The following is a 10,930-nucleotide window of genomic DNA, read 5'->3' on the forward strand; positions in this document are numbered from 1 at the left end:
CAGCACCGGCACCCGGGCCAGGGCGTCGGCGGCGCCGATCTCGCGCACGCTCGGCACCAGGGCCGCCAGCGCCTCGGCCTCCTCGCGGATCGCCGCCTCCTGGCCCGGCCGGCCGACATGCATGGCGCCGCGCGGGCGGGTCAGGACGAAGCCGGCGAAATCCTCCGGCGGGGCGCGCAGGAACTCACGGCTGCCGGTCGACAGGGCGCGCACCACGGCGTTGCCGTAGGTCTCGGAGAACAGCGCGGCGGACCGGCCGCTGGAGTGGGTCCCGGGCTGGCTCTCGCGCTCCAGCAGCAGCACCCGGCGGCCGTCCGCGACGGCCCGGGCCAGCGACGCGCCGGCGATGCCCCCTCCGATCACAGCGATGTCGACGACGCCCATCCGGCAGCCTCCCTTTGGCGGGCAGACTGCGAGACGATAGTGTTTATGTCAAATAGTTTATCGTATCGGAAAATTCGTGGTTCTTGCGATAACCTCGCGCCCGACATAGGCTGGCCGACCTTTCACCGGTCCGGATCCGCGCATGTCCACTCAGCCCAAGCTCGGGGAATGCCTGAAGGCGCTGCGGCGCCGGCATGGCTGGACGCTGCAGGAGGTCAGCCGGCGGACCGGGGTGGCGGTCTCGACGCTGTCGAAGGTCGAGAACGACCAGATGTCGCTGACCTATGACAAGCTGCTGCAGATCAGCGAAGGGCTCGGCATCAACCTGGCCGAGCTGCTGTCGACGCCGGCTGCCTCGGGGGCGGCGATGGCCCGGCGGTCGATCAGCCGGCCGGGGGAAGGGCTGCTGCAGGTCACGCCGAACTACGACTACCTCTATCTCTGCACCGAACTGCAGCGGAAGCGGATGGTGCCGGATGTCGGCCGGGTGAAGACCCGCAGCATCGAGGAGTTCGGCCCGCTGGTGCGCCATTCGGGGGAGGAGTTCATCTACGTGCTTGAAGGCGCGATCGAGGTGCACACCGACCACTACGCGCCGGTGCGGCTGGAGAAGGGCGGCAGCATCTACATCGACAGCACCATGGGCCATGCCTACATCTCGGTGGGGGAAGGTGACGCCATGATCCTGGCCGTCTGCTCCAGCCCCGAGCCGGATCTGGAGGGGACGCTGCTGTCCCTGTTCCCGACGACCTGACCGGCCGCCGCGCCCGGCCGGGGAGCCGGGCACGACAGTCGGGCGGCACCTGCCCGCGGCGCTTCAGCCGAGCAGGAACATCAGGAACTTCGACAGGTCGATCGCATCCTCCGCCTCGTAGCGGATGGTGTAGGTGTCGACCTGGGTGATGAAGCGCAGATAGGACAGGTGCTCGACCTTGAGGCGGTCGCGGAAGCGCACCTCGAGCGCGAGGGGGGCCTTGAGCCGGAACGGCCTGGCCTCGCCGATTCGTGAGATCGCGCGCTTCACCCCGGCCCGCACCGCCTTATGGGCCGCCGCCGGCATCAGGGTGCGGGCGGAGCGCGTGCCGTGCGCCCATTTCACCGTCGTCGTCTCGATATCGCCGAGGATGTCGCGGATCTCCGCAGTCGCCACGTCGTCGCCCGAGGCGTAGATCACCGGCACGCCGTAATGGCCGGCGATGGCGGCGTTCAGCCCGGCCTCGTTCAGCACCTGGCCGTTGACCCGAACCTCCTGAAAGCCGCCGGTCAACGTGTGCGCCAGCACGCCGGAGGGGTTGCTGCCGCCCGCATGGTAGCCGATCAGCAGCGCGCCGGCGAATGCCCCGACCTCGATGCCCTGCATCATTCCCAGGGGCCGTGGCCAGCTGCGCACCAGCTGCACGCCCTCCGGCAGCCTGTCGATCTTCAGGCTCTCGCCATTGCCGTGGGAATCGCTGATCACGATCTCGGTCGCCCCGGCCTCCTGCGCCGCCTCGCAGGCGGCGACCACTGTGTCGGTCATCCAGTCGCGGGCCCGGTCGTACTCGAAGCCCTCGGGGCTCGTATGGTCGCGGGTGACGACGCCAACGATGCCTTCGATGTCGGCAGAGATGTAAAGGCGCATGGCTTTTCCTCCCGGCGGGTTCATTGGTGCTTGTGAGGGCGACCATTGTTGCATACGGTATTTTTTAGCGTATAGGAAATTTCTTCTTGTCCCAGCATCGGAGCCGCCATGCAGGATGATCGCGTGCTCGAGGTCGAGAATCTCCAGGTGTCGTTCGCGCTGGGTGGGGGCGAGACCCTGCGGGCGGTGAAGGGCGTCTCGTTCCATATCGGGCGGGGCGAGACGCTGGCACTGGTCGGCGAATCGGGCAGCGGCAAGTCGGTCACCGCGATGACCATCATGCGGCTGGCGGAATATGACGGCGCCAGGCTGGCCGGCGGCTCGGTGCGCATGCGGCTGCGCGGCGGCGAGGTGGCGGACCTGGCCCGGCTGCCGCAGAAGCGGATGCGGACTATCCGGGGATCCGACATCTCGATGGTGTTCCAGGACCCGATGGCCAGCCTGAACCCTGTGTTCAGCATCGGCTTCCAGATCAGCGAGGCGATCATGCGCCACCAGGGCAAGAGCGCGGCGGAGGCGCGCGCCATCGCGCTCAACGCGCTGAAGCTGGTGCGGGTGCCGGAGGCGGAGAAGCGGCTGGACCAGTATCCGCACCACCTGTCGGGCGGCATGCGCCAGCGGGTGATGATCGCCATGGCGCTGTGCTGCCGCCCGTCGCTGATGATCCTGGACGAGCCGACCACGGCGCTGGACGTCACCATCCAGGCCCAGATCCTGGACCTGGTGCGGGCGCTGCAGCGCGAGATCGGCATGTCGGTGCTGTTCATCACCCACGACATGGGCGTGGTGGCCGAGATGGCGGATCGCATCTGCGTCATGCTGAAGGGGGAGATCGTGGAGACCGGAACCGTCTACGAGGTGTTCGAGACGCCGCGCCACGCCTATACACGGGCGTTGCTGGCCGCGGTGCCGCGCCTGGGCAGCATGGACGGCAAGGACGAGCCGGAGCGGTTCCCGCTGGTCGAGGCGGTCGATGCCCCGGCCGAGATCCGGGCCGCCGTGCGCGTCGAGGTGCCGGCATGAGCCGTGCCCCGCTGCTGGCGGTCGAGAACCTGACGACGCGCTTCGACCTGCGCTCCGGCGTCTTCGGCAAGGTGACCGGCCGCGTCCATGCGGTCGAGAACGTGTCGTTCGAGATCTTTCCGGGCGAGACGCTGGCCCTGGTGGGGGAGAGCGGCTGCGGCAAATCCACCATCGGCCGCAGCATCCTGCAGCTGGACCGGCCGGTCTCCGGCTCGATCCGGTTCGAGGGGCGCGAGACGCTGGGGCAGCCGCCGCGCGAGATCCAGGCCCTGCGCCGCCGGGTGCAAATGGTGTTCCAGGATCCCTTCAGCTCGCTGAACCCGCGCATGACCGTGGGGCAGGCGATCGCCGACCCGATGCTGGTCCATGGCGGCCTGTCGCGCGCCGAGGTCCAGGCCCGCGTCGCCGAGTTGCTGCAGCGGGTGGGGCTGTCGCCCGAGCATGCGCGGCGCCATCCGCACGCCTTCTCCGGCGGGCAGCGCCAGCGCATCTGCATCGCCCGCGCGCTCAGCACCCGGCCCAGGCTGGTGATCGCCGACGAGGCGGTGGCGTCGCTGGACGTCACCATCCAGGCCCAGGTCATCAACCTGCTGATGGACCTGCAGGCGGAGACCGGAATTTCCGTCCTGTTCATCTCGCACGACATGGCGGTGGTCGAGCGGATGGCCCATCGCGTGGCGGTGATGTATCTCGGCCAGATCGTCGAGATCGGCAGCCGGCGCGAGGTCTTCGGCAACCCGCGTCACAGCTACACCCGCAAGCTCCTGTCCTCCGTCCCCGTCGCCGATCCGCGGCAGCGGCCGGAGAACCGCCTGCTGCTGGCCGACGAGATCCCGAGCGCCGTGCGCGCCCCCGATTACGAGCCGGTGCTCCTGCCGATGCTGCAGGTGTCCGACCGGCATTTCGTCCGCGCGGAGGCCTGAAGGGCGCCGCACCCAGCCTATGACCTGGGGTTATATTCCGATGCGCTAAAGTTTTTTCGAAAGCGGGAAATTTGGGCGTATTCGGTATGGCCTTCTCGCCGTGCCTCGGTCACACTTCCCGCAGATCGCCGTTCCAGGCGACCCCATAAGGGCGAAACGCCCGGCAGCAGGAGGCTTCTTGATGAAAAACTGGATCGGACCCGGCCTCGGCATCGCCTTGCTGGCCCTGTCCGGCGCGGCGCAGGCCGAGCTGAAGAACCCGAACACCCTGGTCTATCTGTGGACCAGCGACATCCGGACGTTGGATCCGGCCTATATGGCCGACACCCCCAACACCTATGTCTCGATCAACACCTATATGCGGCTCTTGAACTACAAGGGCAGCGAGATCTCGGAGTTCGTGCCGGCCCTGTCGACCGAGGTGCCGTCGCTGGAGAACGGGCTGATCAAGCCGGGCGAGAACGGGTCGATCAGCTACACCTTCCCGATCCGCAAGGGCGTCCACACCCACCGGGTCGGGGTGAAAGGCGCGGATGGCGCGATCACCTGGAAGCTGTATGACGAGCTGACCGATCAGGAGAAGGCGGCGATCGTCCCCGGCTATGGCGAGCTGACGGCCCAGGACGTCAAGTATTCGCTGATGCGCGCGATCCTGCAGGGCGACAGCTGGATGGCCAATGCGGTGACCGAGATGATCACCGCCGGCAAGTACCCGAACATCGAGGCTTGGGCCATGGACCTGGCCGGGGTGAAGACCTTCGCCGAGGTCGACGCCGCCGGCCTGGCCAAGGTGCATGACGCGCTGTCGCAGAAGATCAGGGTCGACGGCGACCGGGTGACGATCGTGCTGGACGCGCCGTTCCCGGCCACGCTGGGCATCATGGCGCTGCCCTTCGCCACCTCGATTATCGACCAGGAATGGGCCCGCGACCAGGGCGACTGGGACGGCGCCGCCGGCACCTGGAAGGCGTTCCACAAGCCCGAGCTGGGCGAGGATAAGCTGTTCGAGGTCGAGAACGGCAGCGGCCCCTTCATGGTCGAGGCCTGGGACCGGTCCGAGAAGAAGATCACCATGAAGCGGTTCAACGGCTATTGGCAGGGCCCGGCCAAGCTGGAGCGCGTGGTGCTGCGGTCGGTGCCGGAATGGACCACGCGCCTTCTGCAGCTCGAGGCCGGCGACGCCGACGTGGTGACCACGCCGGTGGAGTTCCTGGACGAGGTGGCGGCGAAGCCCGGCATCAAGGTGACCGAGGGCCTGCCCCAGGTGTTCGGCCGTTCGATCTTCTACATCTGGCCGGTCACCGCCGTGGACAACCCGGCGATCGGCAGCGGCAAGCTGGACGGCAAGGGCATCCCGCCCGACTTCTTCAGCGACATCGACGTGCGCAAGGGCTTCAACTACGCCCAGGACTACCAGCTGCTGCTGGACGATGTGCTGCTGGGCAAGACCGTGCAGCTGCGCGGGCCCACCGTGCGCGGCATCATGGGCTACCGGCCGGACAGCCCGGTCTATTCCTTCGACCCCGAAAAGGCGGCGGAGCACTTCAAGAAGGCCTGGGGCGGCCAGGTCTGGGAGAACGGCTTCGAGCTGACCGCCTATATGAGCGAGGGCAACACCGCCTATCATTCGGCGCTGTCGGTGCTGCAGCAGAACCTGGCCCGGATCAATCCGAAGTTCCGGTTGAAGATCCAGCAGCTGCAGGCCGCCACCTTCGCCGACAAGGTCTACGGCGGCGCCGACCCCAGCGCGCCGATGGCGATCATGGGCTGGGGGCCCGACTATTCCGATCCGGGCGGGCCGCTGGGCGCCGCGACCTACTACCTGTCCAGCACCGGCCTGGTCGGCGGCATGGTCGGCGAGGGCTATCGCCAGCTGATGCGCGACAAGTTCGACCCGCTGCTGAAGCAGGCCTGGACCACGGTCGACCCGACGGAGCGGGAGAAGATCTACGCCAAGCTGCAGGACATGAGCCACGAATACGCCACCACCCAGTTCCTGTGGGAGGAGTACGGCTTCATCGTCACCCGCGACTGGGTCGACGGCTATGTCCACAACATGATCGAGTACGGCGCCTGGGACTTTTATCCCATCTCGAAGAAAGAGAAATAGGCCGGCCGCCGGGGCGGGGCGCCGGCCGCGCCCCGCCCCGGTGCCGCTCGACCCCTGCCACTGTCCGGGATTGCCCATGCTGGCCTATGCGATCCGACGCCTGTCCTTCGTCCCGATCGTCTTCTTCGCGCTGACGCTGATGATCTTCGCGATGCAGATGATGCTGACGCCCACCCAGCGCGTGATCACCTATGTCGGCAGCCCGGACGCGCTGAAGGGCGGCGCGGCGCAGGTGCAGGCGCTGATCGAGAAATACGGGCTGAACGACCCGTTCCATGAGCAGTATGGCCACTGGATCGCCAACATCCTGCAGGGCAATCTCGGCTGGTCGGAGACGGCCCGGATGCCGGTGGCCGAGGCGCTGGTCTCGCTGTTCCCGGCGACGCTGGAGCTGGTGCTCTTCGCCTTCGTGCCCGGCATCCTGGGCGCGATCTGGCTGGGCAGCCGGGCCGGCGTGCACCTGAACAAGCCGGTCGACCACGGCATCCGGCTGTTCACCGTGCTCGGCTGGTCGTTCCCCGTCTTCGTCTTCGGCCTCCTGATGCTGATGGTGTTCTACGGGTCGCTCGGCTGGTTCCCGCCGGGCCGGCTGAGCCAATGGGCGCTGATCGAGACCGGCGGCGACGGCTTCCGGCGCTGGACCGGGCTGAACACGGTCGACGCTCTGCTGAACGGCAACCTGCCGGTCTTCCTCGACGCGCTGCGCCACCTGATCCTGCCGGTGGTGTCCCTCAGCTACGTCAACCTGGCGTCGATGACCCGGATCATGCGCACCTCGATGCTGGAATCGCTGCGCCAGGACTATGTCCGCACTGCCCGGGCCAAGGGCCTCAGCGAGCGGGTGGTGCAGAACCGGCACGCAAGGCGCAACGCCCTCTTGCCGGTGGTGACGGTCGCGGGGATGGAGGTGGCGGCGATGCTGGGCGGCGTCGTCATCACCGAGACGATCTTCGACTATCACGGCCTCGGCCAGTTCGCCGCGAACGCGGCCGCCAATTTGGACTTCCCGGCCGTGCTGGGCTTCGCCCTCTACTTCTCGCTGGTGCTGGTGGCGCTCAACCTGGTGGTGGACCTGCTGTACCCCCTGTTCGACCCGCGGGTGAGGCTGGCATGAGGATCGTCGGGTATCTGCTGCGCAACCCGCTGTCGCTGCTGGGCATCCTGGTCCTCGTGGGCTTCGTCGCCGTCGCCGCGCTGGCCCCGGTGATCGCGCCGCCGGAGCCGTACCAGACCTCGCCTTACGAGATCCCGCGCAGCGGTTTCCGCGCCACGCCGCAGCCGCCCTCGGCCCGCGCCCTGCTGGGCACCACCGAGGGACAGTTCGACATCTATTACGGCCTGGTCTGGGGCACCCGCACCGCCTTCAAGATCGGCCTCGGCGTCGTCCTGATCTCGACCCTGATCGGCGCCGTGGTCGGGGCGATCGCCGCCTTCTATGGCGGCATGGTCGACGAGGTGCTGATGCGCATCGTCGACGTCTTCCTGGCCGTGCCGTTCCTGATCGCGGCGATGGTGCTGACCACGCTGCTGGGCAAGGGCATCGGGCCGATGACGATGGCGCTGACCGCCTTCGGCTGGATGAACTACGCCCGCGTCATCCGCAGCGAGATCCTGCGGGTGAAGGAGCTGGACTACGTCAAGGCGGCGCGGTCCTACGGCACGCGCGACGTCCGGCTGCTGCTGCGGCACATCCTGCCGAACGCCTTCTTCCCGGTGCTGGTGCTGGCCACGATGATGACCGGGTCGATGGTGCTGACCGCCTCGGCCCTCAGCTTCCTCGGCGTCGGTGTCGAGCCGGGCTACGCCGACTGGGGCCAGCTGATCAGCTACTCCCGCAACTGGATCGTCGGCCGCGGCGACAGCCCGTTCCGCTACTGGTACACGCTGGTCTTCCCCGGCACCGCGATCTTCCTGTTCGTGCTGTCCTGGAGCCTGCTGGGCGACGCCCTGCGCGATATCCTCGACCCCCGCCTCCGGACCTGAGAGGAGACATCGAAATGGACGACCGTGCCCTGGCCGCCGGCCTGGAGGAAGCCATCGCGCATGAGGTCGGCGACAAGGCCCTTCCCTCGATCTCCTATGCCGTGGTCGACCGCGACGGCCTGCTGGCCACCGGCCATGTGGTGCGGCCCGATCTCGGCCACCGGCTGGACGGGCATTCACTGTTCCGCATCGGGTCGTTGACCAAGATGTTCACGGCGATCGGCATCATGCAGCTGGCCGAGAAGGGGCTGGTCGACATCGACGCCGACGTGTCCGCCTATATCCCCGGCTTCCGCCCCGTGAACCCCTACGCCGGGCGCGAGAGCGGCCCGTACGGTTCCCAGGTGTCGCTGCGCAAGCTGATGAGCCACACCTCCGGCCTGGTGCGCGAGCCGAAGGACGGCCACTACCTGGACGACCGGCGGCCGGGGCTGGCGGTGACGGTCGAGGGGCTGAAGACTTCGGTGCTGAAGGAGGATCCCAGCGCCGGCATCGTCCACTATTCCAACGCCGCCATCGCCGTGGTCGGCGCGGTGCTGGAGCGGGTCAGCGGCATGGGCTATGCCGACTACGTCGCCCGCCACATCTTCGAGCCGCTGGATATGGCCGAGAGCAGCGCGTCGCTGACGCCCGGGCTGATGGGCCGGCTGGCCCCGGCCTGGATGTGGGATGTCGACCGCGATTTCCCGGCGCCGGTGTTCGACCTGGGCGGGTCGCCGGCCGGGGCCATCGTCTCCACTGCGCCCGACATGGCGAAATTCGCGACCTGCATGCTGCGCGGCGGCTTCACCCCCGACGGGCGGTCGGTCGTGTCGCCCGCCGGGCTGAGGCAGATGTGGACGGTGGTGGGCCGGCCGGCCGCCGGCCACAGCAGCAGCCGGGGCTACGGCCTGGGCTTCGGCATTGCCGACCTCGACGGCTGGACCTCGGTCGGCCATGGCGGCGCCGTCTACGGCTATGCCACCCAGTTCGTGGCGCTGCCCCAGGCCGGGCTGGCGGTGCTGACCTTCGGCACCCTCGATTTCACCAACCAGATCGGCACCCGGCTGGCGCGGCGGGCGCTGCGCCTGGCCCTGGCCGCGCGCAAGATGGGACGGCCGCCGGCTCCGCCGGCCAGGCACCCGCCGCTGACCAAGGATCATCTGACGGCGATGCCGGGCCTCTACCAGGCCGCGGACGGCAGCGAGAGCGTCGAGCTGCGGGAGAAGGACGGCCGGCTGTACCTGATGGGCGAGGGCGTGCCGCTGGAGCTGAAATGGCGCGGCGGCGACGCCTTCACCATCGACGGCCGGATCTATGGCGAGGAGGCGGAGTATCCGCATCTCGACCTGACCTTCGGCACCGACGGCATGCTGGGCTGGAAGGGCAAGGCCTGGACCCGGCGCAACACCGTGGACTCCGATGCTCCGGCTGAGCTGGCGCCGCACCTCGGCGTCTACGGCCCGGACTTCAACCCGACATACCTGTTCTATGCCGATGGAAGGCTGAAATGCCTGATCGAGTATTTCTGCACCCATGAGTGCGAGCAGCTGCCGGACGGCAGCTGGCGCATGCACGGGATCCTCTATGAGGGCGAGACGCTGGAGCTGGCGGCGCGGGACGAGGAGGGCCGCACCGGCATCCGCGTCGGCCCGATGTTCCTGGTGCGGCACGCCGACCGGGCCGCGGCATAGGAAGGCGGAGCGGGGCCGCCGGACGCGGCCCGCCCCCCTTTCATCCGCGGCGGCTCAGACGACCAGGTCGCGTTCCGGCACCGGCTCGCCCCGGGCGACGCAGGCGATGTTGCCGAACATCTGGTTCACCGTCTTGACGAAGTTGTCGGCCGCGATCGCCGCCAGATGCGGCGTCACCACCAGGTTGTCCAGCGTCAGCAGCGGGCTGTCCGCCGGCAGCGGCTCGATCTCATAGACATCCATGGCGGCGGCGTGGATGGTGCGCGACCGCAGCGCCTCGATCAGGTCGGCCTCCACCACCACGCCGCCGCGCGCGGCGTTGACCAGCACGGCGGTCTTCTTCATCGCCGCCAGCGCCTTCCGGTCGATCAGGTTCTTCGTTTCCGGCGTCAGCGGGCAGTTCAGCGTGATCACGTCGGCCTGGGCCAGGATCTCGGGCACCGTGGCGAAGCGGGCACCGAGATCGGCCTCCTCGGCGGCGGAGAGGGGCGTGCGCTTGGAATAGAGGATGGTGCAGCCGAAGCCCTTCAGGATCCGGGCGAAGGCCTGACCGATGGCGCCGAAGCCGATGATGCCGACGGTCTTGCCCGACAGCATGAAGGTCTGCATCGGCATCGCCGTGGCGGTGCGCCAGTGCCCCTTCTTCAGCTCGGCATGGCCGAAGGCGATGCAGCGCAGCGCCGCCAGCGTCAGGCCCAGCGTGAACTCGGCCACCGGCACGGCGTTGCTGCCGGTGGTGCGGGCCACCCGGATGTTGAGCTCGCGCGCCGTGTCGAGGTCGAGATTGTCGACCCCGACGCCCCATTTGTGCAGCAGCTTGAGCCGGGGCGCGGCGCGCAGCACCTCGCCGCTGACGCCGACCTGGCCGGCGATGGCGTATTCGGCGCCGGCGATGATCTCCTTCAGGTGATCGTCGCCGCGGGCGGTGCCGTGGGTGAGGACGAGGCCGGGCGGCAGCAGGGCGCGGAGGCGGGTGACGCTGTCCTCGCTGATCGGGTCCAGGACGACGACGGTTTCGGTCACGGTCGGGCTTCCAGTGTCAGAGTGGGGTCAGATGGTGAAGCGGACGCCGGCGCGCGCCAGGCCGCCGGAGATGGCGACGGGCGTGCCGTCGGCGCGCCAGCAGGCGGCGCCGGTCAGGGTGCCGTCGGGGGCGAAGGCGATCGCGTTCATGCCGCCGGCGATGCGCGGCATGCGCACGATGCCGTGGCCG

The 10,930-nt window shown here is 68.6% G+C and carries 10 protein-coding genes; 7 read left to right on the forward strand and 3 right to left on the reverse strand.

Translation table 11 applies throughout. From position 1 onward, the window contains the following. The coding region (locus P409_RS15155; protein WP_034838390.1) for an FAD-dependent oxidoreductase at positions 1-384 on the reverse strand (384 nt) is incomplete at its 3' end. A gap of 142 nt (positions 385-526) precedes the next feature. On the opposite strand from P409_RS15155, the gene P409_RS15160 reads away from it, so the two are divergent. Then, entirely contained in the window at positions 527-1,138 is a 612-nt protein-coding gene (locus P409_RS15160; RefSeq protein WP_034838394.1) for a helix-turn-helix domain-containing protein, read from the forward strand. Positions 1,139-1,201: 63 nt separating this feature from the next. On the opposite strand, the gene P409_RS15165 is transcribed toward P409_RS15160, so the two are convergent. Next, entirely contained in the window at positions 1,202-2,005 is an 804-nt protein-coding gene (locus tag P409_RS15165) for a M55 family metallopeptidase (RefSeq protein ID WP_052120673.1), read from the reverse strand. Positions 2,006-2,113: 108 nt separating this feature from the next. Between P409_RS15165 and P409_RS40750 the strand changes: the two genes are divergently transcribed. From P409_RS40750 to P409_RS15190, 6 genes are all read left to right on the forward strand, one after another. Then, the gene (locus P409_RS40750) at positions 2,114-3,028 is read left to right on the forward strand and encodes an ABC transporter ATP-binding protein (protein ID WP_152613392.1); all 915 of its coding nucleotides are present in this window, start codon (positions 2,114-2,116) and stop codon (positions 3,026-3,028) included. Beyond that, complete coding sequence (locus tag P409_RS40755) at positions 3,025-3,951, forward strand: ABC transporter ATP-binding protein (protein WP_152613393.1); 927 nt, start codon at positions 3,025-3,027, stop codon at positions 3,949-3,951. The genes P409_RS40750 and P409_RS40755 overlap by 4 nt, the downstream gene beginning before the upstream one ends. Before the next feature lie 181 nt (positions 3,952-4,132). Continuing rightward, a complete protein-coding gene (locus tag P409_RS15175; protein ID WP_052120675.1) occupies positions 4,133-6,061 on the forward strand; it encodes an ABC transporter substrate-binding protein in 1,929 nt (642 codons plus the stop codon). A gap of 76 nt (positions 6,062-6,137) precedes the next feature. Beyond that, complete coding sequence (locus P409_RS15180; protein ID WP_193366496.1) at positions 6,138-7,175, forward strand: ABC transporter permease; 1,038 nt, start codon at positions 6,138-6,140, stop codon at positions 7,173-7,175. Continuing rightward, positions 7,172-8,044, forward strand: coding sequence for an ABC transporter permease (locus tag P409_RS15185; protein ID WP_034838398.1), 873 nt, complete (start codon positions 7,172-7,174; stop codon positions 8,042-8,044). Before P409_RS15180 ends, P409_RS15185 begins: the two co-directional genes overlap by 4 nt. 14 nt (positions 8,045-8,058) lie before the next feature. Beyond that, positions 8,059-9,717 (forward strand): serine hydrolase domain-containing protein, encoded by a 1,659-nt coding sequence (locus P409_RS15190; protein ID WP_034838401.1) that lies wholly within the window; start codon positions 8,059-8,061, stop codon positions 9,715-9,717. Between the two features lie 54 nt (positions 9,718-9,771). On the opposite strand, the gene P409_RS15195 is transcribed toward P409_RS15190, so the two are convergent. Continuing rightward, the gene (locus P409_RS15195) at positions 9,772-10,740 is read right to left on the reverse strand and encodes a 2-hydroxyacid dehydrogenase (RefSeq protein ID WP_034838404.1); all 969 of its coding nucleotides are present in this window, start codon (positions 10,738-10,740) and stop codon (positions 9,772-9,774) included. Positions 10,741-10,930: the final 190 nt, after the last annotated feature.

It is taken from the genome of Inquilinus limosus MP06 (assembly GCF_000767795.1).
GTDB classification, from domain to species: Bacteria; Pseudomonadota; Alphaproteobacteria; order DSM-16000; family Inquilinaceae; genus Inquilinus; species Inquilinus limosus_E.

Bases quoted from the DNA above. Each gene is read 5' to 3' on its own strand.
- P409_RS15160 (WP_034838394.1), top strand. From the start codon at position 527: ATGTCCACTCAGCCCAAGCTCGGGGAATGCCTGAAGGCGCTGCGGCGC.
- P409_RS15165 (WP_052120673.1), bottom strand. From the start codon at position 2,005: ATGCGCCTTTACATCTCTGCCGACATCGAAGGCATCGTTGGCGTCGTC.
- P409_RS40750 (WP_152613392.1), top strand. From the start codon at position 2,114: ATGCAGGATGATCGCGTGCTCGAGGTCGAGAATCTCCAGGTGTCGTTC.
- P409_RS40755 (WP_152613393.1), top strand. From the start codon at position 3,025: ATGAGCCGTGCCCCGCTGCTGGCGGTCGAGAACCTGACGACGCGCTTC.
- P409_RS15175 (WP_052120675.1), top strand. From the start codon at position 4,133: ATGAAAAACTGGATCGGACCCGGCCTCGGCATCGCCTTGCTGGCCCTG.
- P409_RS15180 (WP_193366496.1), top strand. From the start codon at position 6,138: ATGCTGGCCTATGCGATCCGACGCCTGTCCTTCGTCCCGATCGTCTTC.
- P409_RS15185 (WP_034838398.1), top strand. From the start codon at position 7,172: ATGAGGATCGTCGGGTATCTGCTGCGCAACCCGCTGTCGCTGCTGGGC.
- P409_RS15190 (WP_034838401.1), top strand. From the start codon at position 8,059: ATGGACGACCGTGCCCTGGCCGCCGGCCTGGAGGAAGCCATCGCGCAT.